Origin of the sequence: Lysobacter enzymogenes, from assembly GCF_017355525.1 — a bacterium.
Lineage (GTDB): Bacteria > Pseudomonadota > Gammaproteobacteria > Xanthomonadales > Xanthomonadaceae > Lysobacter > Lysobacter enzymogenes_C.
On sequence record NZ_CP067395.1, the window covers coordinates 4,057,794 to 4,082,564 of the forward strand.

At 71.3% G+C, this 24,771-nt stretch carries 23 protein-coding genes; 9 read left to right on the forward strand and 14 right to left on the reverse strand.

Annotated elements, in window-relative coordinates; genetic code table 11:
- Nucleotides 1-313: 313 nt before the first annotated feature.
- Nucleotides 314-1,216 (reverse strand): arginase family protein, encoded by a 903-nt coding sequence (locus JHW38_RS17110; RefSeq protein WP_242690973.1) that lies wholly within the window; start codon nt 1,214-1,216, stop codon nt 314-316.
- Nucleotides 1,197-2,309 carry a peptidogalycan biosysnthesis protein gene (locus JHW38_RS17115; RefSeq protein ID WP_207522530.1) on the reverse strand — a complete coding sequence of 371 codons (1,113 nt, stop codon included), beginning with the start codon at nt 2,307-2,309 and terminating at the stop codon, nt 1,197-1,199. The genes JHW38_RS17110 and JHW38_RS17115 overlap by 20 nt, the downstream gene beginning before the upstream one ends.
- A gap of 113 nt (nt 2,310-2,422) precedes the next feature.
- Between JHW38_RS17115 and JHW38_RS17120 the strand changes: the two genes are divergently transcribed.
- Together JHW38_RS17120 and JHW38_RS17125 are read left to right on the forward strand one after the other, a co-directional pair.
- Nucleotides 2,423-2,689, forward strand: a complete 267-nt coding sequence (locus JHW38_RS17120) for an acyl carrier protein (RefSeq protein WP_207522531.1) — start codon at nt 2,423-2,425, stop codon at nt 2,687-2,689.
- Nucleotides 2,690-2,752: 63 nt separating this feature from the next.
- Nucleotides 2,753-3,967, forward strand: a complete 1,215-nt coding sequence (locus JHW38_RS17125) for a beta-ketoacyl-[acyl-carrier-protein] synthase family protein (protein WP_207522532.1) — start codon at nt 2,753-2,755, stop codon at nt 3,965-3,967.
- Nucleotides 3,968-4,213: 246 nt separating this feature from the next.
- Here the strand turns inward: JHW38_RS17125 and JHW38_RS17130 are convergent, their stop codons facing one another.
- The 5 genes from JHW38_RS17130 to JHW38_RS17145 all read right to left on the reverse strand — a co-directional run bounded on the left by JHW38_RS17130 (nt 4,214) and on the right by JHW38_RS17145 (nt 8,768).
- The gene (locus JHW38_RS17130; protein WP_207522533.1) at nt 4,214-5,668 is read right to left on the reverse strand and encodes an aspartate aminotransferase family protein; all 1,455 of its coding nucleotides are present in this window, start codon (nt 5,666-5,668) and stop codon (nt 4,214-4,216) included.
- On the reverse strand, nt 5,665-6,375 hold the full coding sequence (locus JHW38_RS17135; protein WP_207526410.1) for an MtnX-like HAD-IB family phosphatase: 711 nt from the start codon (nt 6,373-6,375) through the stop codon (nt 5,665-5,667). The genes JHW38_RS17130 and JHW38_RS17135 overlap by 4 nt, the downstream gene beginning before the upstream one ends.
- 164 nt (nt 6,376-6,539) lie before the next feature.
- On the reverse strand, nt 6,540-6,668 hold the full coding sequence (locus JHW38_RS25720; protein ID WP_278249798.1) for a hypothetical protein: 129 nt from the start codon (nt 6,666-6,668) through the stop codon (nt 6,540-6,542).
- 190 nt (nt 6,669-6,858) lie between these two features.
- Nucleotides 6,859-7,626, reverse strand: a complete 768-nt coding sequence (locus JHW38_RS17140; RefSeq protein WP_207522534.1) for a LytR/AlgR family response regulator transcription factor — start codon at nt 7,624-7,626, stop codon at nt 6,859-6,861.
- Nucleotides 7,623-8,768, reverse strand: coding sequence for a sensor histidine kinase (locus JHW38_RS17145; RefSeq protein ID WP_207522535.1), 1,146 nt, complete (start codon nt 8,766-8,768; stop codon nt 7,623-7,625). The genes JHW38_RS17140 and JHW38_RS17145 overlap by 4 nt, the downstream gene beginning before the upstream one ends.
- A 206-nt stretch (nt 8,769-8,974) precedes the next feature.
- On the opposite strand from JHW38_RS17145, the gene JHW38_RS17150 reads away from it, so the two are divergent.
- From JHW38_RS17150 to JHW38_RS17165, 4 genes are all read left to right on the forward strand, one after another.
- Nucleotides 8,975-9,343, forward strand: coding sequence for a hypothetical protein (locus JHW38_RS17150; RefSeq protein WP_207522536.1), 369 nt, complete (start codon nt 8,975-8,977; stop codon nt 9,341-9,343).
- A gap of 130 nt (nt 9,344-9,473) precedes the next feature.
- Nucleotides 9,474-9,743 carry a hypothetical protein gene (locus tag JHW38_RS17155; RefSeq protein ID WP_207522537.1) on the forward strand — a complete coding sequence of 90 codons (270 nt, stop codon included), beginning with the start codon at nt 9,474-9,476 and terminating at the stop codon, nt 9,741-9,743.
- Between the two features lie 200 nt (nt 9,744-9,943).
- Complete coding sequence (locus JHW38_RS17160) at nt 9,944-11,374, forward strand: hypothetical protein (protein ID WP_207522538.1); 1,431 nt, start codon at nt 9,944-9,946, stop codon at nt 11,372-11,374.
- A gap of 435 nt (nt 11,375-11,809) precedes the next feature.
- On the forward strand, nt 11,810-12,595 hold the full coding sequence (locus JHW38_RS17165) for an alpha/beta fold hydrolase (RefSeq protein WP_207522539.1): 786 nt from the start codon (nt 11,810-11,812) through the stop codon (nt 12,593-12,595).
- A 46-nt stretch (nt 12,596-12,641) separates the two neighbouring features.
- Here the strand turns inward: JHW38_RS17165 and JHW38_RS17170 are convergent, their stop codons facing one another.
- The 3 genes from JHW38_RS17170 to JHW38_RS17180 form a co-directional block, all read right to left on the reverse strand.
- Nucleotides 12,642-15,614 (reverse strand): XVIPCD domain-containing protein, encoded by a 2,973-nt coding sequence (locus JHW38_RS17170; protein WP_207522540.1) that lies wholly within the window; start codon nt 15,612-15,614, stop codon nt 12,642-12,644.
- Entirely contained in the window at nt 15,611-16,126 is a 516-nt protein-coding gene (locus JHW38_RS17175; protein ID WP_207522541.1) for a hypothetical protein, read from the reverse strand. The genes JHW38_RS17170 and JHW38_RS17175 overlap by 4 nt, the downstream gene beginning before the upstream one ends.
- Before the next feature lie 474 nt (nt 16,127-16,600).
- On the reverse strand, nt 16,601-17,086 hold the full coding sequence (locus JHW38_RS17180; protein ID WP_207522542.1) for a hypothetical protein: 486 nt from the start codon (nt 17,084-17,086) through the stop codon (nt 16,601-16,603).
- A 505-nt stretch (nt 17,087-17,591) separates the two neighbouring features.
- On the opposite strand from JHW38_RS17180, the gene JHW38_RS17185 reads away from it, so the two are divergent.
- From JHW38_RS17185 to JHW38_RS17195, 3 genes are all read left to right on the forward strand, one after another.
- The gene (locus tag JHW38_RS17185; protein ID WP_207522543.1) at nt 17,592-17,804 is read left to right on the forward strand and encodes a hypothetical protein; all 213 of its coding nucleotides are present in this window, start codon (nt 17,592-17,594) and stop codon (nt 17,802-17,804) included.
- A 154-nt stretch (nt 17,805-17,958) separates the two neighbouring features.
- A complete protein-coding gene (locus tag JHW38_RS17190; protein WP_207522544.1) occupies nt 17,959-18,282 on the forward strand; it encodes an I78 family peptidase inhibitor in 324 nt (107 codons plus the stop codon).
- 162 nt (nt 18,283-18,444) lie between these two features.
- Nucleotides 18,445-19,419, forward strand: coding sequence for an MBL fold metallo-hydrolase (locus JHW38_RS17195; RefSeq protein WP_207522545.1), 975 nt, complete (start codon nt 18,445-18,447; stop codon nt 19,417-19,419).
- A 30-nt stretch (nt 19,420-19,449) separates the two neighbouring features.
- On the opposite strand, the gene JHW38_RS17200 is transcribed toward JHW38_RS17195, so the two are convergent.
- From JHW38_RS17200 to JHW38_RS17215, 4 genes are read right to left on the reverse strand one after another with little or no spacing between them, the layout of a single operon-like run.
- The gene (locus JHW38_RS17200; protein ID WP_207522546.1) at nt 19,450-21,618 is read right to left on the reverse strand and encodes a hypothetical protein; all 2,169 of its coding nucleotides are present in this window, start codon (nt 21,616-21,618) and stop codon (nt 19,450-19,452) included.
- 52 nt (nt 21,619-21,670) lie between these two features.
- Complete coding sequence (locus tag JHW38_RS17205) at nt 21,671-22,804, reverse strand: 3-oxoacyl-ACP synthase III family protein (protein ID WP_207522547.1); 1,134 nt, start codon at nt 22,802-22,804, stop codon at nt 21,671-21,673.
- A gap of 17 nt (nt 22,805-22,821) precedes the next feature.
- Nucleotides 22,822-23,703, reverse strand: coding sequence for a hypothetical protein (locus JHW38_RS17210; RefSeq protein ID WP_207522548.1), 882 nt, complete (start codon nt 23,701-23,703; stop codon nt 22,822-22,824).
- A complete protein-coding gene (locus tag JHW38_RS17215; protein WP_207522549.1) occupies nt 23,700-24,746 on the reverse strand; it encodes a beta-ketoacyl-ACP synthase 3 in 1,047 nt (348 codons plus the stop codon). The genes JHW38_RS17210 and JHW38_RS17215 overlap by 4 nt, the downstream gene beginning before the upstream one ends.
- Between the last annotated feature and the right edge of the window lie 25 nt (nt 24,747-24,771).

The window sequence follows — 24,771 nt, forward strand, 5'->3', positions numbered from 1 at the left end:
CGGTTGCGGCTTCGCGGTCGCGACTCGCGTCGCTCCTACAGTCTGAAACGAACCGGCCGAAGCCTCCTGTAGGAGCGGCGCAAGCCGCGACCACGTCATTGCGGCTACGTCGAAAGCTCCGTCGCGGTTGCGGCTTCGCGGTCGCGACTCGCGTCGCTCCTACAGTCTGAAACGAGCCGGCCGAAGCCTCCTGTAGGAGCGGCGCAAGCCGCGACCGCGCCATTGCGGCCACGTCGAAAGTTCCGTCGCAGTCGCGGTTCCGCAGTCGCGAGTCGCGTCGCTCCCAACATCCAGAACGAATCGCGCGGCAATCTCACCCCAACGCCGACAACAACCGCAGGTTGACCCGATGCTGCTGCGCCTGCCACAGCCGCAGCGCGTCCGCGTCCGGCGGGCTCTGACCATCGGCGGCGGCCAGCGCGCGCTTCCACCATTGCGGATAGGCGGCGATGGAGATCTCGCCGGTGACGTCGCTGGCGACGATGCGCGGGCGCAGGCGCGCGACCGCGGCGAGCAGGGCGTCGGCGCGCATCTGGCCTTGGTCCCAGTTGGTCATCGCGTCCTCGGGGCGCAGCACGTCCTTGTCGATGCTGAGGTAGATCGGGTCGCGGCCGGTCTCGATCTCGGCCAGGAACGCGTCCAGCGCGGCGTCGACGCTGGCGTGGCTGCGCACCGCCGCGCCCAGGCCGAGCCGGCGCGCCCAGCCGACTGCGACCTGGCTCGACCAGTAGCGCAGCTTGCCGCGGTACAGCGGACGCAGGCGGTTTTCCCAGGCGTGCGCCAGGCCGATGTCGGTCGAGGTGATGCCGACCACGTGCACCCGCGCCACCTGCGGCAGCGCGGCGACTTTCGCCACCCACGAGCCGCAATGGATCGCCAGCGGAAAGCGCATGTTGTCGGGATGGTTGTCGAACACCACCACCTGCAGGCGGCCGTGGGCGCGCGCGGCGCGGCGGATCAGCGGCAGGCTGAGGTGGTGGAAATCGCCGCTGCCGAGGAAGGCGCAGCCGTGGCGCGCCGGCAGGGTTTGCTCGAGGCGTTCGCCGAAGCGCGCCAGCGCGCGTTGCGAGCAGGCGAAGCGCAGGCGGTCGTGCCAGTCGCGCAGGTCCAGGCGCAGCGCGCCGGGCAGGGCGCCGACCGAGGCGTCGAGGTCGAGCACGACCGGCGTCTGGGCGGCGGCCGCCGACTTCATCGAATCAGGCGCGGCTGGCGGCATCGGCGTTCTCCGGTTCGTTCGCGGCCGCCGCGGCGGCCTCCAATACGCTGCGGTCGGATTCGAAGAACTTCGCCATCCGGCGCAAGCCGGCGCGCAGCAGCGGATTGCGCGCGTACACCGCATGCCGGGTGAAGGCGAAGCGCGCGCCGAGCTGGCGCTTGACCTGCGGGTCGGTCCAGCCGGCGACGTAGGCGTCGAGGTTGCGGCGCAGCGCGTAGTCGAGGTTTTCGAACCAGCTCAGCGCATAGAGATTGTGTTCGCGCGCCTGCGGGTAAAGCAGGCCGATGTACTTGTCGACCAGCATGCCGGCGTGTTCGTAGCACAGGTTCCAGCCGATCGTCTCGCCGTGGTGGCGGTACACGAACACCACCCCGCCGCTGTCGCCGTCGCGCAGCAGGGCGCGGAAGTAGTCGCGGCTGAGCAGGTCGAAGTGGATCTCGCTTTGCGCGTAGACGTTGAGGTACAGCGCGTAGAACGCGTCGACGAGCGCGTCGTCGGCGAACTCCGGCGCGCCGGCGGCGAGCGTGTCCACGCTCAGGTCCGCGCGCGAGCGCAGTTTGCGGCGCAGGTCGCGGCGGCGCCCGCGCGACAGCCGCGCGAGATACGCATCGATGGAGTCGAAGTCGATCGGCACCCAGGCCAGCGCCTGGCCTTCCAGCAGCACGAAGCCCTCCGCGGCCAGGGCGTCGGCGAAGGCCGCGGCCTGGCGGTTGGCCTCGGCCGGCAGCAGCGGCGAGTCGACCGGCAGGTCCTTGACGATCAGCAGAGGGCAGCGCCGGCCCTGTTCCTCGCGCAGGCGCCGCGCCAGCGCGGCGGCGTCGTCGCGGCCGGGCAGCGGCGGCAGCCACAGGTATTCGGTGTTGGTCGCACCGATGAAGCGGGTGCGCAGGCGCAGCCACGGCCGCCACAGCGCGTGGCCGGGCCAGCCGCGCACGCGCCGCAGCAGCTCCGGCTCGGCGGTCGTCAATGGATCGAACGGCGCGGTGAACGCGGGCAGGCCACCGCCGGCCATTTCCGCGGCGAAGCCGGCCGGCGGATGGGCGAGGAAGTGGCCGAGCAGCCGCTCAGGTTCCAGACGGGTCACGAAAGACATGTGCAAGGTTCGCCGGCTAGAGTCGGGCGTTGATGGGCCGGGCCCGGCCGCCTCGCGCGTCGGACCCGACCCTGTGCGGTCCAGCCCCCGCGAGCGACACCAGGAGCGCCAGCATGAACGAATCCGTCGAACGGCAGTTGTACGAAATCATCGCCAAGCAGAGCGGCATCGACGTCGCCACGATCACTCCGCAGTCCACGCTCAAGGATCTCGGCGTCGACTCGCTGACCGCGATCGAAACCATCTTCGAGATCGAAGAACACTTTGGCGTGACCCTGCCCGACCGCGACCCCAACTTCGACACCGACTCGGTGCAGGGCCTGCTGACCGCGCTGCAGCAGGCGCTCGACGGCGCCGCCGCGGCGCCGGACGCGGCCTGAGCCGGCGCGCGCGCCGGCCGTCTTCGCGACGGCCCGCTTGAATTCCATCCGCCGGAGACCCGGATGCGCAGAGTAGTGATCACCGGCATGGGCGCGATCAACGCGCTCGGCCACACCGCGGCCGACACCTGGCGCGAAATGCTCGCCGGCCGCAGCGCCATCGGCCCGGTCCAGGCGGTGCCGGCCGAGAAGCTGCGCGCCAAGGTCGCCGCCGAAGTGCGCGGCTACGAGCCGGCGCAGCACTTCGACGACAAACGTTTGCCGATGCTCGACCGCACTTCGCAGTTCGCGTTGATCGCGGCGCGCGAGGCGGTCAGCCAGTCCGGCCTCGACTTCCGCCAAGGAGATCTGGGCGAGCGCAGCGCGGTCATCGTCGGCACCGGCGTCGGCGGCGAAACCAGCCACGACGAGGCGTTCCGCCGCCTGTACGGCGACAACAACCCGCGCGTGCATCCGTTCACCATCGTGCGGGTGATGGCGAACGCGCCGGCCTGCCACCTGAGCATCGAATTCGGCATCACCGGCCCGGCGTTCGGCGTGGTCAGCGCCTGCGCCTCGTCGAACCATGCGTTCTCGCAGGCCTTGCAGACCATCCGCGCCGGCAGCGCCGACGTGGCCCTGGCCGGCGGCGCGGAGGCCTGCATCACGCTCGGGCTGACCAAGGCCTGGGAGGCGATGCGGGTGCTGGCCGACGACACCTGCCGGCCGTTCTGCCTGCAGCGCCGCGGCTTGGTGCTCGGCGAGGGCTCGGCGATCTTCGTGCTGGAAGAATACGAACACGCGCGCCGGCGCGGCGCGACGATCCTGGCCGAACTGGCCGGCGCCGGCCTGTCGGCCGATGCCAGCGATCTGGTCCTGCCGTCGCAGGCCGGCGCGGTCGCGGCGCTGCGGCGCGCGCTGAAGGACGCCGGGCTGGCGCCGGAACAGATCGGCTACATCAATGCCCACGGCACCGCCACGCCGGCCAACGATCCCAGCGAGAGCCGCGCGATCCGCGAGGTGTTCGGCGCGCACGCCGACGGTTTGCCGGTGAGCTCGACCAAGGCCGTGCACGGCCATGCGCTCGGCGCGGCCGGCGCGCTGGAGATGGTCGCCGCGCTCGGCGCGCTGCGCGAGCAGGCGGTGCCGCCGACGGCGAACTTCCTCGATCCGGATCCGCAGTGCGATCTGGATTATGTGCCGAATGCGGCGCGCGAGGCGAAGGTGGAAGCGGTGCTGTCGAACTCGTTCGCGTTCGGTGGGTTGAATGCGGTGGTGGCGGTCCGAAGCTTGCGTTGAAGACGACGCAAAGGACGGGTGGGCATCGTCGCCCACCCGGCCCGAACGCATGGCGTTCGGGCGTTCGCGGCCGCGCGAGCCGGTGGCTCGCAAGCGCGGCCCCTCACCCCGCTTTGCGGGAGAGGGAAATGCGAGCGCAGCGAGCGAGGGTGAGGGCCGCGGGCCCTCACGCGACGGCGCAACCAACGCGACAACCGCGACGACTGGCAAACGAGGAAGCACAGCCGCCGCGGCCATCGCGTCCGCTTACAGCGAGCGCTTGGCGCGCGTCAGCAGCTGATCCAGCAGGGCCAGCGCCTGATCGATCTCCGCGCCGGAAATATGCAGCGACGGCGCCAGCGTGATCACGTTCTTGTAGTAACCGCCGACGTCCAGCACCAGGCCCATCTTCTTGCCGTTGTAGTCCAGATCGCCGGCCAGGCCGATGTCGCACATGCGGTCGAGCAGCTGCTTGTTCGGGGTGAAGCCGTCGGCCTCGCAGATCTCCGCGCGCAGCGCCAGGCCCAGGCCGTCGACGTCGCCGATTTCCGGATGGCGCTGCTGCAGGTCCTTCAGGCCGGCCAGGAAGTGCGCGCCGGCGCGCATCACCCGGTTCTCGTAATCGCCTTCGGCCAGCATCCGCATCGTCTCCAGGCCGACCGCGGTGCCCAGCGGGTTGGAGGCGAAGGTCGAATGGGTCGAGCCCGGCGGGAACACGGTCGGGTTGATCAGCTCCTCGCGCGCCCAGATGCCGGCGAGCGGGTTGAGGCCGTTGGTCAGCGCCTTGCCGAACACCAGCACGTCGGGCTGCACGCCGAAATGCTCGATCGACCACAGCTTGCCGGTGCGGAAGAAGCCCATCTGGATTTCGTCGACGACCAGCAGGATGCCGTACTTGTCCAGCACGCGCTTGAGCCCGGCGAAGAAGTTCGGCGGCGGAATCACGTAGCCGCCGGTGCCCTGGATCGGCTCGACGTAGAACGCGGCGTACTCGCACTGGCCGACCTTGGGATCCCACACGCCGTTGTATTCGGTCTCGAACAGGCGCTCGAACTTGGCCACGCAATGCTCGCCGTATTCTTCCTTGCTCATGCCCTTGGGGCCGCGGAAGTGGTACGGGAATTCGATGAACTGGGCGCGGTCGAAATGGCCGTAGCGGCGGCGGTAGCGGTACGAGGAGGTGATCGCCGAGGCGCCGAGGGTGCGGCCGTGGTAGCCGCCTTCGAACGCGAACATCAGGCTCTTGCCGCCGCTGGCGTTGCGCACCAGCTTCAGCGAATCCTCGACCGACTGCGCGCCGCCGACGTTGAAGTGCACGCGGCCCTTGCGCCCCCACTTGTTCTGCGCGTCGACCGCGATGGTCTTGGCCAACTCGATCTTGGTCGGGTGCAGGTACTGGCTGGCGACCTGCGGCAGGGTGTCGATCTGGCGCTTGAGCACGTTGTCCAGGCGCGGATTGCGGTAACCGAAGTTGACCGCCGAGTACCACATCTGCAGATCGAGGAATTCGGTGCCGGCCGAGTCGTACAGATAGCTGCCGTCGGCGCCGGTGAAGATCTTCGGCGGGTCGCTGTAGTGCACGGTGTCGCCGAACGAGCACCAGGTTTCTTCATCGGCCAGCAGTTCGGCGTCGCTGCGCGCAGCGGCATCGGACAGGTTGGCGGCGGGGACGGCGATATCGCTCGGGGCGAGATCGTCGGCGAGCAAAGCGGAATGCGTCATGGGGTGCGGACCCGGGTGGGGAGGGGGAGGACGGAATCGGTAACGCGCGGCGCGTCGAGCAGGCCGTCGAGCAGGCTCGGCAGCAACGCCAGCGCTTCCAGGAAGCCGCCGATCGGCGCATGCGCGATGCGCTGCTGGCGGCAGTGGTCGATCAATTTGCTCTTGGCGAAGACGTAGTCGGCGCGCGCGGCGACGCAGAAATCCGACTGGCCGTCGCCGATCAGCAGGTTGCGCGCGCGCGCCGGCGCGCGGCCGGCGACCGCGCATTTGCAGGTGCCGCTGCCGACCCGGCAATCCGGGCGCGCATGCGGGAATTCCAGGCGCCATTCGCGTTCGCCGACCGCGACCAGGCGGTTGGCGACGACCGGCAACGGGGCCAGGCCGTGGCGGGCGAGGATGCGTTGGATGGCGTAGTCCAGGCCGTCGCTGACCACGGTCAGGCGGCAGCCGGCGGCGTGCGCGGCGCGCACGAATTCAGGGAAGGCCGGGTCGATGCGGATGCCGTCGAGCAGGGCGTCGAGCCCGTCGCGGTCGGTGTCGAGCAGGGCCACCTGCTGGTGCATGCACTCGCGCGAGGTGATGCGTCCGGCCTTCCAGGCCGCCTCGATCAGCTCCCAGCCGGGCCGGGCATAGCGCACCAGCACCGTGTCGGTGACGTCTTCCAACGCGATGGTGCCGTCGAAATCGCAAAGAATGTTCCAGCCCAGGCTCATGCGCAGTCCGGCTAAGAGGCGTTGGCGGCAGCCTAGGCGGCTTTCCTTTCGCAGCCCTTTCGCCCGCGAAAGCGTCGCGCGCGGCGTTCAGGCGCGGCGACGGCGCGGCTGCGGTTCGGGTTCGTGAAGGCCGGGCGGGCGGTCCGGCCCGGCGCGGCTCAGCCGCGGTCGATCGCGAACACCAGGTCGTGGAACCAGCCGATGCCCAGATAGGCGGCGATCATCGCCAGCGCCGAGAGCAGGCAGGTCGCGGCGACGGCGATCCAGGTGAATCTGCGCTCGTTCATGCCCGCCCTCGTCCGTGTAGCCAGGACGATAGCGGCGCGCGCGCTGCGGGTCTGCGTTGCGGGTCAAGCGCGAACTGTGCAAGCCGGCGCGTTGTCGTTGCGCGCTCACGCAAACTCACCCCGCACCCGCATGGCCTACCTGTAGGAGCGGCGCAAGCCGCGACCGCGCCACCGCAACGACGACGAACCCTTACTCGTCCCCGCGCACCGTAGCCAACCGCAAAAAACTCTCGTGCTGATACCGGCTCATGCGCAAGCGCTGCCCATCGTCCATCGTCACCACATGATGGCCGTTGAACCACGGCTGGATGCTGCGCACCCGGCGCACGTTGACGATGGCCGAGCGGTGCACGCGGGCGAAATGGCGCGGGTCCAGGCGCGCGGCCAGCGCGGTCAGGGTTTCGCGCAACTCGTGCACGCGGCCGCCGGCGTGGATCTGCACGGTGTTGCGGTTGGCCTTGATCCAGACGATGTCCTCGACCGCGACCAGCACCACGGTCTCGCCTTCGCGCACCGGAATGCGTTGCAGGTGCTCGTGCTTCTGCCGCAGCGCGTCGAGCGCCTGCAGGATCTGGCTGCCGAGCCCGGCCTGCGCGGCCAGCCGCAGCTTGGCGCGCTGCACGGTGGCGGCGAAGCGTTCGCGGCTGAACGGCTTGATCAGGTAATCGACCGCGTTGGCTTCGAACGCGCGCACCGCGTACTGCTCGTAGGCGGTGACGAACACCGTCGCCGGCATGCGCGTTTCGCCGACCGCGGCGATCACTTCCAGGCCGGTCATCGCCGGCATCTGGATGTCGAGGAACACCAGCTCCGGCGCCAGCTCGGCGATCGCGCGCACCGCGCTGGCGCCGTCGCCGCATTCGCCGAGCACGCGCAGTTGCGGGTCTTCGCGCAGCAGCTTGACGATCGCCAGCCGCGCCAGCGGTTCGTCGTCGACGACCAGCACGCCCAGGCTCATGCGCGGCCGGCTCCTGCGCGGTCTGCGTCGGGCGCGGGCGCGTCGGCGGCGACTTCGACGTCCTCGTCGATCTCGCGCGCCGGCAAGGCGATGCGGCAGGCCACGCCCTGCGGCCACAGTTGGTCCAGGCGCAACTGCGCGGCGTCGCCGTACAGCTCGCGCAGGCGCAGGCGGGTGTTGGACAGGCCGATGCCGTGGCCTTGCGGGCTTTCGCCCGGGGTCAGTTCGCTGTTGCGGTTGCGCACTTCGATGCGCAGCTCGCCGTCCTCGCGCCGGCATTCGATCTCGACCCGGTCGGCGCCGACGCGGCGGCCGATGCCGTGGCGGATCGCGTTCTCGACCAGGGGTTGCAGCAGCAGGCTCGGCACCGCGCAGTCCAGCGCTTCGGGATCGGCGTAGATGCGCGCCTCCAGCCGGTCCTGGAAGCGCTTGCGCTGGATGCCCAGGTACAGCTCCAGCAGGTCGAGCTCGCGGCGCAGGGAAATTTCCTGGCCGTCGTAATCCTCCAGGAACGCGCGCAGCAGTTCGCTCAGGCGCAGCAGCATGTCCTCGGCCGAACGCTGGTCTTCGTCGAGCAGGGTCACGATCGCGTGCAGCGTGTTGAACAGGAAGTGCGGCTGCAGCTGGGTCTTGAGCACTTGCAGCCGCGATTGCGCCAGCTCGCGCGCCAGCCGCACCGCTTCGAGTTCGCGCCGGCTCTGTTCGGCGCGGAAGTGCAGCGAGTGCTGGATCGCCAGCAGCGCCCAATAGGTCAGCAGGCCGGTGGCGGCGTGCTGGCCGACGAAGTACACCATCTGTTCGCCGAAGCCGCTGGGTTCGAACAGGGTCGACACCGCCGCGCCGATCGACAACGCCAGCGCGGTCACGCCGACGCTCAGCAGCGCCTGGCGCGCGAGCCCGCGCAGGTGCAGCGGCGGGCGCACCGGATGCCGCGCCGACAGCTTGAAGATCCACGGCGCCAGCGCGGCCCAGGTGAACCACTGGATCGCCGACCAGCGCAGGTACACCCACGGCGGCCACACTTCGGGGCCGGCGACCGCGTCGAACAGCATGTGTTGCACGGCGAACGCCACCGCGACCACCGACCACAGGGCCAGGTAGCGGCGCAGGCCGAGGGTGGTGTCGCCCAATTGAATCTGCATCGGCGCGGCCCGGAGTCGTTACGCCGGCATCGTAAGCGCGCTGGTACGCGCGGAAAAGCGTGGGCGGCGGCGGCGACGATCCGTCCCGCCGCGGCGACGATTCGTCCCGCGACGGTGGCCGCGCAGGCCGCCGCCGCGCTGGGATGTGCGCGAACCCGGCCGCGGCCGCCGCGCCGGGCCACCCGCACAGACTCCGGAGAACCGTCGTGTCCGCGATCCGCACCGCCGCCTTGCTCGTCGCCGCGCTGTCGGCCGCGGGCGCCGCGCAGGCCCAAGCGCGCTACTTCGAAATCATCAACCGCGGCGGCGACAGCATCGTCGCGGTCGCCGCCTCGCCGGCCGGCGCGGCGGCGTTCGCCGACAAGCCGATCGCCGCGCCGCTGCAAGGCGGCGGCGCCACCGCCACGATCGAGCTGGCCGGCCCGGGATGCCGCTACGATCTGCGGTTCTCGCTGGCCAACGGACGCGTGCTGGAATACGCCGATGTCGACGCTTGCCGCCATCGCGGCTTGCGCGTGGCCGCGGCGCCGCAACGCGCGGCGCGGCCGGCGACCGGACTCGCAGGCCGGCCTTGATGGGCTGGCTTTAAACGGCTGCGCGTCACTGTCCGCGCACACGGGTTTTGACACTGCGCCGCGGCGGCGTTAGAGCTGGCGCTCGCGGTCGCGCGCCGTCCCGGCGCGCGTCGCTTCCAGGGAGAAGGACATGCGCAAGCTCCGCACGAAAGGGATGTTCGCCGCCGCCGCGGCGCTGTGTTCGCTGATGCTGGCCGGCGTTGCGGTTTCGCAGCCCGGGCCGTACGTGGAAATCCGCACCTACACCGATGCCGGCGGCAACACGATCGGCGTGCAGCTGATCAGCCGCGGCTGCCGCGACCCGCAGCCGGCCGGTTGGGGCGTGTGGACCGGGCCGTACACGGTCGACCGCGGCCGCTGCTTCGTGATCGCGCCGCCCGGCGGCGGCGAGGTCAACTAAGGCCGCACGGACGTTCCAGGCCGCTCCGGGCGCCGCCATCGGCGCCCGGAGCCACGCCCGTTCCAGCACGCACCCCGCGCGCCCTCAGTTCCCCAATCCCTATTCCCGCTTTTGCTTTTCCCGCTTGCCGAAACCTTCACACCCTCCGCTCGGCCCGATGCCACACTCCCCCCTCGCCTGAAACGCTAAGGAGTGGTGTCATGGGTGATCCGAATCGCGATCCCGCCGACGGTCCCGGCAACGGCCCGGGCGACGATCCCAACCGCCCGCGCCCGCCGGCCAGCCCGCCGCCGTCGCCGACCCGGCCCGCGCCGGCGTCCGATCCGCTCGGCACCGCGCTGGGCCCGATCCTGAGCACGGTCTCGCCGCAGCGGCCGCCGAATCCGGCCGGCTCCGGCCCGGGCACCGCCAGCCAGGTCCAGTTCGACGGCAACCAGCCGCTGTTCTCCGGCGGCGAACGCCAGACCCAGGGCGGCGCCTTCCCCAGCACCGCCTTCGGCGGCTACGTCTCGCGCCCCGGCGGCGGCGACCTGCGCATCTTCGCCGGCAGCAGCGACGGCCCGACCACCTTCGCCTTCGCCGGCCGCCAGGACACCGGCGCGTTCGGGCTCGGCCTGCGCCTGACCGACGGCACCAACGGCCTCGGCGCGGGCTATGCCAACAACCCGCAGACCCAGACCCAGACCGGCTTCGTGCGCCTGGACGCCGACCGCCTGCAGCTGACCGCGCAGGGCAGCTTCGCCCCGAACGGCAACCAGTTCACCCTCGACGGCCGCTACAGCCTCGAAGGCGGCCGCTCGGTCGCCGCCAACGGCGCGTTCAACGACGGCAGCCGCGAGTGGCGCGCCGGCCTGGGCTACAACGGCGGCACCGGCGGCACCAACCTCAGCGGCACGGTGATCGGCAATCCGCAGGGCGTCGGCGGCAGTTTCGACTTCAACACCCAGCTCGGCACCGGCGTGCGTGGCGGTGCGCAAGGCAATTACCAGCCCAGCGGCACCTGGAGCGTGGGGCCGCGCTTCAATCTCGAACTCGGCGATGGCTGGAGCGCGACCGCCGGCGCCAACGTGCTGCGCGACGCCAACCGCCGCATCAGCGGCAACGGCGAGCTCGGCGTCAGCCGTTACGACGAGCGCAGCGGCGCGCGCTTCAATCTCAGCGCGGGCGCGGACACCAACGGCGGCTACAACGCGCGCGTCGGCGTGACCTTTACGCTGGATTCGATCGGCTCGCTGTTCAGCGGCGGCAGCCGTCATCGTTCCGTCGCGCCGCCGCCGTCCGATATCGGCCTGCCGAGTCCGCGGACCGATCCGCCGCCGGCCACGCCCAGGCTCGACCAGCGCAGCGCGGTGGAACCGCAGGCGCAGCCCGGCGACGGCGCGGCGGCGCCGCGGCGCACGGCCAGCGCTGCCGGCGGCGACACCAACGCGTTGCTCGATGGTTTGATGTCCGGCGATCCCAACGCGAGGGCCGCCGCGCGCAATCATCCGGCTGCGCAGGAGATGCTTGGTCAGGCGACCGCCGAGGCCAACCGCCAGCAGGCCGCCCAGCAGCAGGTCGCGCAAGCGCCGACGCAGGAGACCGCGCCGGCGCAGGCCAATCCATCGCATGGCGCGCGTTCGTTGAGCTGAGCGCGCGCGGCGAATCGCGGCGACTGCGATGCCGCACCGGATGCCCGCCTTCGCGGGCATGACGGCGGGCGGTGTGTTTCGCTTCGCCACCTTACAAGCCGTCATCCCCGCGAAAGCGGGATCCAGAGACTTCAGAGTCATGCCTGGATAAAGCCCTGGATGCCCGCCTTCGCGGGGATGACGACCAGGGGCGTGTTTCGCGTCGCCACCTTATAAGCCGTCATCCCCGCGAAAGCGGTGATCCAGAGACTTCAGGGTCGTGCCTGGATAAAGCCCTGGATGCCCGCCTTCGCGGGCATGACGACAGTGGGTTTCGCGGTGTTTCTTCCAGACCGTCATTCCCGCGAACGCGGGCTTCGCTTTGCTTCGGCAGAGCCGAACATCCAGAGACTTCAGAGCCATGCCTCCAGCGCCGTCTGCTAACGTCGACGCCGCATGCCGCCATCGACCCCGCAAGACTTGCACATCGCCACCCCGCACGGCCGCCTGTTCGCACAGCGTTGGCATGCCGGCGGCGACGCCGCGCCGATCGTGCTGCTGCACGACTCGCTCGGCTGCGTCGAACTGTGGCGCGACTTTCCCGCGGCGCTGGCCGCGGCCACCGCGCGCGACGTCGTCGCCTACGACCGCCTCGGCTTCGGCCGTTCCGACCCGCATCCGGGCCGCCTCGACGCCGGTTTCATCGCCGCCGAAGCCGGCGCGGGGTTCGCCCACGTGCGCGAGGCGTTCGCGCTGGAACATTTCGTCGCGTTCGGCCACAGCGTCGGCGGCGGCATGGCGGTCGGCTGCGCGGCGCGCTATCCGGCGCAGTGCCGCGCGCTGGTGACCGAGTCGGCGCAAGCCTTCGTCGAAGACCGCACCCGCGACGGCATCCTCGCCGCGCGCGCAGCGTTCGCCGAGCCCGGGCAGGTCGAGCGGCTGGGCAAATACCACGGCGACAAGGCGGCGTGGGTGCTGAGCGCGTGGATCGACACCTGGCTGGCGCCAGCGTTCGCCGACTGGAACCTCGATGCGCAACTCGCCGGCGTGCACTGCCCGACCCTGGCGGTCCACGGCGAGCGCGACGAATACGGCAGCGTGCGCCATCCCGAACGCATCGCCGCCGGCGTGCGCGGGCCGGCCACGCTGAGCGTTCTGCCCGGATGCGGCCATGTGCCGCATCGCGAGCGCGCGGGCGAGACGCTGGATCTGATCGCGGCGTGGTTGCGGACGGTGGATTGAGCCGCGCCGCCAGCCGCGCGCGTCGCGCGGCTGGCGACAGACGCGCTCACACCGTCTGCGCGCGCGAAGCCTCCTGATTGCGGCCCAGCGCCTGCTGCCGTTCCTGCTCCTGCGCCACCGCGGTATTGGCCGCGAGCAGCTTCTGGTCCGACTGCTCCACCGGCGTGGACGCGGCGACAGCCACCGTCACGCCGGCGCGCTTGTGCGCCGGATCGTCGAGCGCGCCTTCGACCGCGAACAGCTGGCCGTTCTTGCCCGGCACCACGTGGTCGACGCGGTCGAGCGGCGGCGCCGGGCGCGTGGCGGCCTCGTCGCGATGCGGATCGCGGCAGGCGGCGAGCAGGCTGCGGCTGACCCGTTCGCTGGCGTCGTCGTACGGTTTGCCGATGCCCTGGTCGAAGCTGCGCACGCCGCCGCGGATCTGTTCGAGCATCGCGTGCTGGGCGTGGTTGGGATCGTCGGGGCCGTGGCCGTTGGAGGAATGCTTCGGCGCGGGCTGCGCAGGCGCGGCGGGCGCGGGCGTCGCCGGCGCGGGCGCGGCCGGCGCCACGACGCGCATCTCCTGCGCCGTGGTCACGCTCCTCATCTCGACCTTGTTGTCGTTCTGGCCGGTGAAGGTCGCGATCGGGCTGCCGGGGCCGTAGGTATTCGTCGCCGGATCGGGCAACAGCTTCAGCGAGAAGCTGGTGTTGTTGCCGATGCCGTCGCGGGCGTGGTCGCGCTTGACCGCGGCGGCGGCGGCGTCGAGTTCGGCGTCGCTGCGGGTCACGCCGGCGGACTTGTACACGCCGGCGACCATCTCGCGCACCGGATCGGGATCCGGCGGCCGATGCTCCTTGGCGTACTGCGCCATCACCTTCATGTCGGCCAGGCCGGCCTGCTGGCTGTTGAAGGTCGCGTTCAATTCGGCGCGGATGTTGCCCTCGGCCTTGGTGTCGCGCAGCCAGCCGTCGTGGGTCCACTCGCCGTCGGCGCCGCGGGTATAGAGGTCGCCGTTGGACGCTTGCAGGGTGCCGCTGCTGGCCGCGGCGTGCTTGATCGATTCCGGCACCGGGCCGGCCTTTTCCCAGCCGAGCTGGTCGTAGGCGATCTGGTAGCGCGCGGCCACCGCGGCCGGCGAATTGGCCGCGTTCTGGGCGACGATCAGCTGCGACTGCGCGTCCAGCGCCTTGGCTTCCTGCGCCGTCGCGGTCTGCGTGCGCATGTTCGGAATCATCTGGAATTCCGAGAGCATCGCGTCTTCGGTCAGCACCCGCGACCATTGCCCGTTGCCGGCGTCGCGGGTCCAGTTGCCGGCGACGTAGCCGGGCTGGTCTTCCTTGCCGGGAATCGAATACGGATTGACCGGCTTGGGCGAGTTGGCCAGGCCGAGGTCGTAGGAGGCGTTGGCGGACTGGTAGTTCAGTTGCCGCGCGAGCCCGCCGATGGCGGTGTAGCCGTTGTTGCGATAGAGCGGGTCGCCGTCGGAATCGGTGCGCGGCTTGACCTGCACGTCGCCGCCCGGCGCGGCCGGCGTGGCCTTGACCTGTTCGGTCTGCGCTCTGCGCGTCCACGGCCCGTTCGGCTGCGCGGGATCGCGGTGCCAGACGTTGCCGTTGCCGTCGGTCTGTTCGTAGATCTTCTTGTTGTCGCGGCTCTCGGCCCATTTCTCGCCGGCGTAGGCGCCGATGGCGCCGCCGACCAACCCCGTGACGATCGCCCCGGGCCCGGTCTCCGACCCCGCCAGCAAGCCGTAGCCCGCGCCGGCGAGGAAGCCGCCGGCGATGCCGCCGGCGCTGCGGCCGACGAAGTGGGTGGCCGCCGATTCGGCGCCGGTGGTGTTGCCCTGCGAGCGCAGCTCGATGACCTTGTTGCCGGTGCTGGCGAAGTCGTAGGCCATCAGCGCGATGCCGGCCGCGCCGGCGCCCTTGAGCATCAGCTTGCCGCTCGGGCTCAGGCCCTTGGGCAGCAGCGCTTCGGCCGCGCCTTCGGCGGCGCCCTCGGCCGCGCCGGTGGCGCCTTTGACGCCGGGCGTCGGCTTCAGGCCCGGCGTCGGCGGCGGTTCGGCGGCGGCGACCGGCGGCCCGCGCGGCGCGCCGGGTTCGCCGGCGGCCGGACGCGGCGCGCGTTCGGGTGCGTCGGCGATCGGCCCGGTATGCACCGGCGGCGTGCGCCCGGCCAGCCACGCGCTGCGGGTGACCGCCATCTCGTCGAAGCTCAGCGCCTTGAACGCGTCGACCGGCTTGTTGAACAAGGTCTTGTTGACCGCGTCGTAGCCTTCGATGAGCTTGAGCTCCGCGCGCACCTGTTCGACGCTGACCACAGTCCCGCCGCGGCTCGCGGCCGCGGCGACGGTCTTTTCCAGCTGCTGGAATTCGGCCGCCGACTTGCTGGCGAAGGCCAGCGGATCGCTGCCGAACGCGCTGACCGGATAGCCGTTGATGACCGCGTCGGGATGCTTGAGCGCGGTGGTCAGCTCGAAATTGCTAAAGCCGCGGCCCTTCGGCGCGTTCTCCACGAACGCCACGATCGGCTTGCCGCGCGCGACGGCGTTTTCGAAGTACTCGGCGCTGCCGGCGTTCCACATCATGTCTTTCAGCGCGCCGCGGTAGTCGGCCTTGAACGGCTCGATGCCTTCGGCCTTCATGAAGGCCTTGAACTTGCCTTCGGACGCGGCGAAGCCCGGGTCGGTCTGCGCGGTTTCGACGAAGCTGCCCCACGGCGTATCGCCGATGATGCCGGCCTTGCCCTTGACGTCGGCGGCGTACTTGACCGCGTTGTTGAAGTTGCTGGTGCCGGAGGCGTCGCTGCCGGAGAAGCCGACGTAGTCCACGCCCGCGCCGAGCTTGGGCGGATGCGCCTGCATCTGCTTGCTCATGTACTGCGCGTAGCTGGTGCTGCCGTCGGGGCCGGAGCCGGGCGACTTGAGGTAATCGATGACCTTCTGCACCTGCTGCGGGCTCAGCGCCGAACCGTCGGCGTTGCGCGCGCCGCCGAGGGTGGTGCGGGCGTAATCGTCGAACACGAAGCCGGTGCTCATGACGCGTCGCTCCCGTCGGCGTGCGCGGGCACGAAGGCTTCGGCGAGCACCAGCTCGCCGTCGGCGAGGCGCGCGACCGACTCCGGCGCGGCGATGCCGCGCTCGGCCAGTGCGGCGGCGTCGACGACCGCGAGATAGCGGGTGTCGTCGTCGTTGTCGGTGCGCGTTTCGAACACGCCGACCAGCCCGCGCGCGAGCTCGCGCAGGAAGACGAAGTCGGGCTCGTCGTTGGCGAGCCGGCGCTTGAGGTCGAGCGCGGCGTCGAGCGCGCCGGCGCTGCCCAGTTCGAGCAGGAACACCCGCTCGCGGCGTCCGGCCTTGTCGACCACGGCGTCCGAGCCGTTCAGGCCGAGGCCGTAGAAGCGCTTGCCGTCGAGGAAGATGGCGTACTGGTATTCGGTGTCGTCCGGGCTTGCGGGCGGCGAGGCCGGCTGCAGGCGCGGTTCGTAGATGGTCAGTCCGGTGTCGGCGTCCACGGCCGAGCCCAGGCGGGGTTGAAAATCCAGCGACATGATCGAGTCCTTGATGATGAAAGTCCGGCGCCGCGAATGCGCTGCGCGCATTCCCCCTGTGCGGCGGCCTCCCTGCCGCGGCGAGGCGGCGTTCCGTAACGGGAGCGGGAACCGCCGGGTGCAGGCCGGGCGGTTCCCGGGCGCTAGAGTGCCATAGCGCCCGGACGGCGGCGTACGGGGACGGGGCGGTTCGGGGCAAGGTTCCGACCGGCGGTGGGGCGGCGGGCCGGAGGGGGCCGGGAATGCGGAATTGTGGCCCGTGGGGCGGTGCACAGGCGCGGCGTCGGAACGGCCGGGCCGGCGACGACTGGGGCGCCGCGTTCAGGGGCTCGCGCGCAGGCCGCGTGCGGCGCGGTCGTTGCTACGCCGGCTCCGGGCCAGCCGGCTTTGGACAAGCAAGCCCAGGCAGCGAAGATCCTGGCCAAGCGCCGCCGCCGCGGTTCGCGGCGACGGCGCACAACGGCGAAGGCCGGCTTACTGGCAGACGTACTCGCGCGCCTGCCAGAGGGTGTCCATATCCAGTTCTTCGAACTGGATCACGACGGTCTCCACGCGGGTCCAGCTGGCGACCGCGCGCGCGCCGACGTTGCCGCACGCCGCCGGCAGACCGCCGGCCACGGCCTGCCCGTCGATCGCGTAAGCCGAGCCGTCGCAGGCCGAGCCGGCCTGGAACGGGTTGTGGTTGCAGGTCATCAGCACGTCGTTGGCGAGCCCGTTGGCGGCGTCGAAATTCGCCGTCCAGCCGCTGGCCGCATCGTTCGCGCAGCTCGCGGAGTAGCCCGGCAGGGTCGGGCCGCCGGCATTGCAGGTGTGTTCGTCGTAACTGCCGAAGAAGCTGGTCTTGTAGTACGCGGTGCGGCCGGTTTCGACCCATTGGGCGGCGGCGGCATCGTGCGCGAACGCGGACAGGCCGAGCAGGCACAAGGCTGCGGCGGCGAGCGGGCTGGATCCTTTCGACATGGCGATCGTCCTCGGTGGTGGCGTCGTAATGCGGTGGGAGCGGTGCGGTCCCGGCCGTGCGGATCGCGCGCGCGATGGCGGCGGATGCGTGCGGGCAAACCTCCGCGAGCGCACGCGCGCGGACGCCGCGCATCGCAGCGCGTGCGGAAACGTTCGCAAGGCCGTGGCGGCTCCCTGCCGGCGAAAGAACGGGCCGCAGGATCCGCGCGGCCGCCGCCGCCATGATCGTCCGCGTACGACGACGAACACAAGCGACGGCGCGCGCAGCGCGCGAACGACTGGCAGAACTGACAGCGCAACGACGCATGCGCGAATGCGAAACGCGATGAACGACAAAAAAACATCGGCGTCGCGGCCGTGTCGCATCGATGCGTTGCGTGCGGCACGCGTATCGCGGCGAACGCACGATGGATTTGCGACGCAGGTTGAAGTCCGCGGGCTTTTGCGCCGCAACACCGGTGCTAGCCTGCGCGGGCCCGGTCCTGGGCCTCTAAGGAGAGAGATCATGACCCGTACCAACAAGCTGCTGGCCGTGTGTGCGTTCGCGTTCGGCCTGACCTTCGCTTCGTCCGCGTTCGCCGCCTGCAATGCGCGCTGCTTCGACACCTGCCAGACCGGCGCCATCAACCGCTGCCTGGCCAACGGCGGCGGCGACCGCTGCTACGAAGACGTGACCTACGCGCATTGCTATCGCCAGTGCGGCTGCATCATTCCCTGATCGCAACCGGCGCGAACGCGACGCCCCGTCCGCACGGACGGGGCGTTTTCGTCGACGACGTTCATGTTCCTGCGCGACCGCCGCGACGCGCGCGACAGTCGACAAGCCGCGGCGTTCGGCGGACGATGCGAACGTCCTCCGCCGAGATCCCCCGATGAACGCAGATCGCAAGAGCTTCCCGTTGCGCCGCCTGTCGCTGCCGGCCGCGTGCGCGCTGGCGCTGCTCGCCGCCGCGTGTTCGCCGCCGCCGACGCGCCCCGACCAGACCGGCCGCGGCCGCTGCGACGCCAGCGCATTGGGCTGGGCGGTCGGCAAGCCGCTCGACGAAGCCGCCGGGCGCAAGCTGTTCCAGCAAAGCGGTGCGGGCCTGTGGCGTGTGGTCGCGCCGGACAACACCTTCTCCAGCGATCAGCGCGACGACCGGCTCAACGTGCGCGTCGACGCTTCCAATGTCGTGACCGGCGTCGACTGCGGCTGAAGTCGGCCACGCGCGCGCCGCCGCTGTCCGCGGCGCGCGCCCGACCGCGCGAACATGCACGCGCGGCCGCAACCGCCGCGCCGCCGCCGCAACTGTGCGAACGCGCGCAAAGCCGCCGCGGACGCGACGATACACTGCGCTCCAGCCCCGCGAGCGCCCGCCATGAGCGTAGTTGCCGAAGCCGCATCCGCCGCCGCCGTCGATCGCGCCGGCATCGCCACCGTCGACACCGGCTTCCAGCGCCCGGGCTTCGACGCCTCGCACCTGATCGTCGAAAACGGCCGCGGCGCCTTCGTCGATTGCGGCACCACCTACAGCGTGCCGAACCTGCTCGCCGCGCTGCAGGACAACGCGCTGGCGCCGCACGACGTGGACTGGCTGATCCTGACCCACGTGCACCTCGACCACGCCGGCGGCGCCGGCGCGCTGATGCGCGCGCTGCCGAACGCGCGCATGGCGGTGCACCCGCGCGGCGCGCCGCACATGATCGATCCGTCCAAGCTGATCGCCGGCGCCACCGCGGTCTGGGGCGCCGAAGCGATGGCGCGCGACTACGGCGAGATCGTGCCGGTGCCGGCCGAACGCGTGCGCGTGGTCGAGGACGGCGACACCCTGCAACTGGCCGGGCGCGCCTTGCAGTTCGTCGACACGCCCGGCCACGCGCGCCACCATCACTGCATCTGGGACGAACGCAGCGGCGCCTGGTTCACCGGCGATACGCTGGGCCTGTCGTACCGCGATTTCGATTCCGCGCGCGGCGCGTTCGTGCTGCCGACCACCTCGCCGAGCCAATTCGAGCCCGAACCGCTGAAGGACTCGATCCGCCGCTTGCTGCAACGCAAGCCGCGTGCGGCCTACCTCACCCATTACGGCCGCGTCGACGAAGTCGAGCGTTTGGCCGCCGACATGATCGAGCAGATCGATGCGATGGTGGCGTTCGCGCGCCGCGCCCAGGCGGAAACCGGCGACCGCGATGCGCGCCACGCGCGCCTGTGCGCGGCGTTGGCCGATTACTACGTCGAACGCCTGCTCGCGCACGGCACGCCGATGAGCGAAGCGACCGCGCGGGCGATGCTCGCCGACGAGGTCGAAGTCAACGCGCAGGGCCTGGAATTCTGGCTCGACCGCGGAGGCTGAGCGCCGCCGCGGCATGCGGACCGACGCGCCTCAGGCCGGCGCGCCGCCGTGCTGGTGCACGTAGTCGGCGATGCTGAAGAAGCGATAGCGCGCCAGCCGGTCGATCGCCGGAATGCCGCGCGGATGGATGCCGCCGTAGATCTCGTCGCGCGGGCCGAAGCCGGCCAGGCTCATCGCCAGCATGAACTCGTCGAACGGCATCATGAACTGGCGCGAGACGAAGTGCATGCCCCAGTTGAGCGAGTGCGGCAGCTTTTCCTTGCGCATCCACGCTTCTTCGTCCTCGGGCACCTCCTCCAGCAGGTTGCGCGCCTTCGGGCTGTGGCCTTCCACGGCGAGGAAGCCGTGGCGGATGTACGGCTTCCAGCGGCCCATGAAGTCGACCAGATCGGCCGCGGCGACGAAGCCCGGCACCAGGCCGTGCTCGTCGCCGAACGCGACCTGGAACAAGGCCTTGAGCTGGTCCAGCGCGAACGGCAGTTCGGCGTGCTCGTCGACCGCCGGCGCGTCTTCGACATAGCGTTCCAGCACCGCGCGCAGGCGGCCGCGGTCGGCTGAGCGCAGGTGCGCGAGCAACACCGCGTCGGCGTCGGCCTCGCTGCGCACGGCCAGGCGGCGGTTGTGGACCAGGAACATGAAGGTGTGCAGGAAATCGCGCAGCCCGGCCGGGCGGTCGTGGCCGTTCTCGCGCACGCGCAGGCCGCTGAGCGCGAGTTCGTCGTCGTAGCGCGCCGGCTTGGAGATGTCGGCGTGGACCACGCGCGCGTGCACATGCGGGTGGTCGTCGAACGCCGACAGCGTGGCGCGCGCGCGGGTGCGCGCGGCCTCGTTGTAGTCGGCGCCGACCACCAGCAGCGGGAACTGCTGCAGGTGCTGGCCGCGGCGGGTGTGGGCGATCACGTATTCGGCCAGGCGCTTGAGCGCGATCGCGTCGCCGCAGCCCATGTCGGCGATGCCGGCGGGCTGTTGCTCCAGCGGGGTGTCGTCGAACAGGCGGCGCACGATCTTCTCGTTGATCTCGCGCGTCGCCGGGCCCGAACCGGCGCCGCTGGACGCGTACACGTTCATGACCCGGTCGATGTGCTGGTCCTGGCCGACGCCGAGCGGATCGGGATCGCCGAACAGCAAGTCCTGCAAACGCGCGTACGAACGCAGGTACGACGCCGGCAGGCCGGCGTACGGCGCGGCGATCGGGCGGTTGCGGCGGCCTTCGGCGCTGAGGCGGATGCGGCCGCTGCCGTCGTCCTCGATCTGGCCCAGCCGCTGCATCAGCGCCCACGCCGCGCGCAGGAACGCGGGATCGGCCTGCGGCCAGCCGCGTTCGCGCGCGGTCCAGGCGTTGCCGTCGGCGAAGGCTTCCAGCACCGACGGCGCGATCCGTTCGAGCTTGCCGTCGCGGCGTTCCAGCACCGCCATGTCGAGCGCGACCCAGGTCGGCCCGGCGAGCAGGCCGTCGAGCGCGGTCAGCAACTGCGCGCGGGTCCGCCGTGCGACCCGGCCGCTGGCCGCGGCCAGGCCCCATTCGCCGTCGCTGAGTTCGACCAGGGCGGCGTACGCGGCGACCGCGTCGTTATCGTCGCGTTGGCGATGGCACAGCGCATGCGCGTGTTGCAGCCAGTCGCAGGCCGCGGCGGCGCGGGCGAAGGTGTCGGCGTGGCGGCGCACCCAGTCGACCGCGCAGGCGCCGGTCTCGGTGAGGCGGTAGCGCATGCCGCGGTCGGCGCCGTCGATGCGCAGCCAGCCTTGCAAAGCGACCAGGTTGAACGCGCCCCACAAGGTGCCGAGGTTGGGTTCCGGATCGGCCTTGCGGCTGCGCGCGAACTCGAGCATCGCGCGTTCCTCGCCGACGGCGAGGCCGTCGAACGCGCCGGCCGCGACCAGCGTGGCCAAGGTCGGCACCACCACCACGCCGTTGGCCCAACCGAAGCTGCGGCCGTAAGCGAGCACGCGGTCGGCCTGTTCCGCCGACAGGCGCAAAGTCGCGGCGCGTTCGCCGCGTTCGAGCGCGATGTCGGCGTCGCCGGCGTCCACCGCGATGCCGATCGGCGTACCGGCGGGCAAGCCGAGCACCTGGCAGGCATCGTCGCCGTGGGAGTCGATGTAGCGCGCCAGCCGCGCGCTGAGGCCGGCGTGGTCGGCGCCAGGGTCGGCGTGATCGGCGGGGTCGGCTTGCTGAGCGGCGAGGGCGTTCGCGTGCATGGCGGGTCCGTTGGCAGGATCGGTGGAAGGGAACTCAGCGGAAAGCCAGCGCTCAGGCTTCGGCGGCGCTGGGGTGGGATGCGGGAACGGCGCGCGGCGCTTCGATCAAAGGCTCGTCGCCGGTGGCGATCGCGCCGACCCGCCACAGCTGCGCGCCGAAGCTCCAGCCCGCGCCGGCGCCGGCGATCAGCACGCGGTGGCCGGGTTGGATGACCCCGCGCCGCAGCGATTCGTGCATCGCGATCGGCACCGACACCGACGCCAGACAGGCGCAGTCGGCGAGCTTGACCACGTAGCGCTCGCGCGGCACGCCCAGGGTCGCGGCCCAGCCGTCGACCAGGGTTTGCGCAGGCTGGTGGAACACCACCGCGTCGACGTCCTCGCCGCGCAGGCCGTTCTGGTCGAGCAGGCGCTGGGCGATGCCGGGGATGGTCTCGGGCATGAACCGCGCGATCTCGTCCTTGGTCTGGCTCTTGAGGGTGAAATACGCGCGGTAATCCTGCGGCGCCTCGCTGCGCGCCTGCGCGCCGGCGGCTTCGAGCTTGCGCGAGTGGCGCCACTTGGCCGTGGCCAGCCCGTAGTGCTCGCCGTCGCTGCGATAAACCGAATCGAGCAGGTCGTACGGCGAATCCGCGTCGCCGGCGCTGAGCACCGCGGCCGCGGCGCCGTCGCCGAAGTTGATCGAGGACTTGCAGGTGTAGTCCAGCAGCGAGGAGAACCATTCGGCCGAACACACCAGCACGTGGCGGGCGCGGCCCTGGCGGATGTAGTTGGCCGCCATCTGCATCTGGAACAGGAAGCTGGCGCATTCGGCTTCGATGTCGAAGTTCAGCGCGCGGCCCGCGCCAAGGTGTTCGCGCAACAGGCCCGACAGGCGCGGCGCGAAGCGGCGGCTGGCGTCGCTGCCGTCGCGGGTCACGAACGGCGAGGTGATGTTGGCCAGGATCATGTCGAGCTGGCCGGGCTCGATGCCGGCCGCGCGCACCGCGCGCGCGCTGACCTCGCCGGCCAGCCAGGTTTCCGATTCGCCGCGCGCGCGGTCGAAGGCCTGGCGCGAATAGATGCCCCAGAACTCGTACCAGGCCTCGGGCACGTCGCGCAGCTCGGCGAAGGCCGGGCCGCCGTTGGGCAGGGCCTTGGACGGCAGCGCGCAGGTCAGGCTGCGGATGGCGACGGTGGGTTTCATGTGATCTCTCCGGGGTCTCAGAGTTCCAGGGCGAAGCAGCCCACGCGCGGCTTGAACGGATCGAGCGAAAACGCGGCCAGCGCCGCGCGCGGCGCGTCCGGCGTCTGCGCGCGTTCGCGCAACAGTTCGTGCAGGCGCGCCGGCAGTTCGAACATCGGCGCGGTCGGCGCGCCGGCTTCTTCGCCGCCGGCTTCGCCGAACCAGCTTTCGTACAGCCAATGCCGCGCGGCGCCGCGGCGCGTATCCGGCAGCTGCGCGCGCAGCGCCTGCAACGGCGCGCGCAGCAGCTGCGGATCGACCCGCGCGCCGCGCTCGCCGTCGAACGCGCCCTGCGCCAGCGCGTGGCAGCCGGTCGCGACCATCGTCGCCGAGTCCAGCGCGTGCAGCGCCGCCAGCGGCGCGTGGTCGATGTCGTGATGGGCGAAGAACGCCGGCGCGTCGTCGCCGTCGAACCCGAGCACGATCGCCGCCGAGCCGTCGGCCAGCGCCTGGGCGTTGGCGCCGATGGTTTCGGCGAGGCATTCGGCGCGGGTGACCAGGGCGCGGCGATAGCCCAGTTCGCGGCTGAAGCTCTGCGCCAGATCCAGCGCCAGCGCCCAGTCGGCGTCCATCAGGTCGAACACCACCGCGCGGTCCATGCCGAGTTCGCGCTGGATCGGATGGCTCAGACGCGGATAGGAGAAATCCGGATCGTCGGCCAGGCGGCTCGGCGACAGCGACAGGCTGACGATCAGTTCGATCTCGGCCGCTTCGCAGCGCGCCTGCGCCAGCGCTGCGCGGATCGAGACCAGGGCGTAGTCGATCGCCATCACCGAACGGTCCGGCGCGGCGCGTTCGCGCGCGCTGGCCGGCGAATGCGCGCCGGCGGGCAGGTAACGGCTGGCGCCGAGGATCTTCATGCGAGGGCTTCCAAAGTGGCGGTGGTGGAGGCGGCGCGCGCCGCGGCGAACGCCGGTTGCCGGTACAGCGCCGCGCCCCAGGTGGCGCCGGAGCCGTACGCCAGCAGCAGCACGGTTTGCCCGGGCCGCACCTGCGGCATGCGCTGGGCCAGGGTCACCGGCAGCGAGGCCGAGGCCATGTTGCCGAGGCGGTCGACGCTGACCGCGAAGCGCGATTCCTCGCAGCCCAGGCGCCGGCGCACTTCGTCGAGGATGCGCAGGTTGGGCTGGTGGCAGACGATGTGGTCGACTTCGTCGACGCTCAGGCCGTGGCGGCGCAGCAGCCGCGTCGCGATCGTCGCCAGGGTGTCGCTGGCGTGTTCGAACATCGGCTTGCCGCGCATCAGGAAATCGCCGCGGCCGTCGCCGGCGGCTTCGGCGCTGGCGAAGCGCGCGTCGGCGCTGCCGGGCGAGTGGGTCATCAGCAGGTCGAAGTAGCGGCCGTCGGCGCCGAGTTCCAGATCGATCAGGCCGCTGCCGGCGCCGTCGCCGCCGGCCTCGATCACCGCCGCGCCGGCGCCGTCGCCGAGCAGGATCGCGAGGTTGCGGCCGCGGTCGGAGCAGTCCATGCGCTTGGACAGCACTTCGCCGCAGATCAGCAGCACCCGCCGGCAGCCGCCGCCGATCAGGCCGCGCGCCAGTTGCAGGCCGTACAAGAAGCCGCTGCATTGGGCGCGGATGTCGAGCGCCGGGATCGGGCCCAGGCCGAGCATCGGCTGGATCAGGCAGGCCTGCGAAGGATCGTGGTGGTTCGGCGACAGCGTGTTGACCAGCAGGAAGTCGATGTCGTGCGGGCCCAGCCCGGCCGCGTCCAGCGCCGCGCGCGCGGCCGGCACCATCAGGTCGCTGGCCGCCTGCGCCGCGCCGACGTGGCGGCGCTCGCGCACGCCGGTGCGTTCGAGGATGAATGCCTCGCTGGTGTTGATGCGGCCGAGCAGGTCGCGGTTGGCGACCACGGTGTCGGGCAGGCAGGCGCCGAGCCCGGCGAAGACCAGGCTAGTCATGGCGGCGGCTCCTGCGGGGGCGGGC

Bases quoted from the DNA above. Each gene is read 5' to 3' on its own strand.
- JHW38_RS25720 (WP_278249798.1), bottom strand. From the start codon at position 6,668: ATGAACGAGCGCAGATTCACCTGGATCGCCGTCGCCGCGACCTGCCTG.
- JHW38_RS17165 (WP_207522539.1), top strand. From the start codon at position 11,810: ATGCCGCCATCGACCCCGCAAGACTTGCACATCGCCACCCCGCACGGC.
- JHW38_RS17155 (WP_207522537.1), top strand. From the start codon at position 9,474: ATGCGCAAGCTCCGCACGAAAGGGATGTTCGCCGCCGCCGCGGCGCTG.
- JHW38_RS17210 (WP_207522548.1), bottom strand. From the start codon at position 23,703: ATGAAGATCCTCGGCGCCAGCCGTTACCTGCCCGCCGGCGCGCATTCG.
- JHW38_RS17145 (WP_207522535.1), bottom strand. From the start codon at position 8,768: ATGCAGATTCAATTGGGCGACACCACCCTCGGCCTGCGCCGCTACCTG.
- JHW38_RS17185 (WP_207522543.1), top strand. From the start codon at position 17,592: ATGACCCGTACCAACAAGCTGCTGGCCGTGTGTGCGTTCGCGTTCGGC.
- JHW38_RS17130 (WP_207522533.1), bottom strand. From the start codon at position 5,668: ATGACGCATTCCGCTTTGCTCGCCGACGATCTCGCCCCGAGCGATATC.
- JHW38_RS17205 (WP_207522547.1), bottom strand. From the start codon at position 22,804: ATGAAACCCACCGTCGCCATCCGCAGCCTGACCTGCGCGCTGCCGTCC.
- JHW38_RS17180 (WP_207522542.1), bottom strand. From the start codon at position 17,086: ATGTCGAAAGGATCCAGCCCGCTCGCCGCCGCAGCCTTGTGCCTGCTC.
- JHW38_RS17120 (WP_207522531.1), top strand. From the start codon at position 2,423: ATGAACGAATCCGTCGAACGGCAGTTGTACGAAATCATCGCCAAGCAG.
- JHW38_RS17115 (WP_207522530.1), bottom strand. From the start codon at position 2,309: ATGTCTTTCGTGACCCGTCTGGAACCTGAGCGGCTGCTCGGCCACTTC.
- JHW38_RS17125 (WP_207522532.1), top strand. From the start codon at position 2,753: ATGCGCAGAGTAGTGATCACCGGCATGGGCGCGATCAACGCGCTCGGC.
- JHW38_RS17195 (WP_207522545.1), top strand. From the start codon at position 18,445: ATGAGCGTAGTTGCCGAAGCCGCATCCGCCGCCGCCGTCGATCGCGCC.
- JHW38_RS17215 (WP_207522549.1), bottom strand. From the start codon at position 24,746: ATGACTAGCCTGGTCTTCGCCGGGCTCGGCGCCTGCCTGCCCGACACC.
- JHW38_RS17110 (WP_242690973.1), bottom strand. From the start codon at position 1,216: ATGCCGCCAGCCGCGCCTGATTCGATGAAGTCGGCGGCCGCCGCCCAG.
- JHW38_RS17175 (WP_207522541.1), bottom strand. From the start codon at position 16,126: ATGTCGCTGGATTTTCAACCCCGCCTGGGCTCGGCCGTGGACGCCGAC.
- JHW38_RS17190 (WP_207522544.1), top strand. From the start codon at position 17,959: ATGAACGCAGATCGCAAGAGCTTCCCGTTGCGCCGCCTGTCGCTGCCG.
- JHW38_RS17200 (WP_207522546.1), bottom strand. From the start codon at position 21,618: ATGCACGCGAACGCCCTCGCCGCTCAGCAAGCCGACCCCGCCGATCAC.
- JHW38_RS17160 (WP_207522538.1), top strand. From the start codon at position 9,944: ATGGGTGATCCGAATCGCGATCCCGCCGACGGTCCCGGCAACGGCCCG.
- JHW38_RS17140 (WP_207522534.1), bottom strand. From the start codon at position 7,626: ATGAGCCTGGGCGTGCTGGTCGTCGACGACGAACCGCTGGCGCGGCTG.
- JHW38_RS17170 (WP_207522540.1), bottom strand. From the start codon at position 15,614: ATGAGCACCGGCTTCGTGTTCGACGATTACGCCCGCACCACCCTCGGC.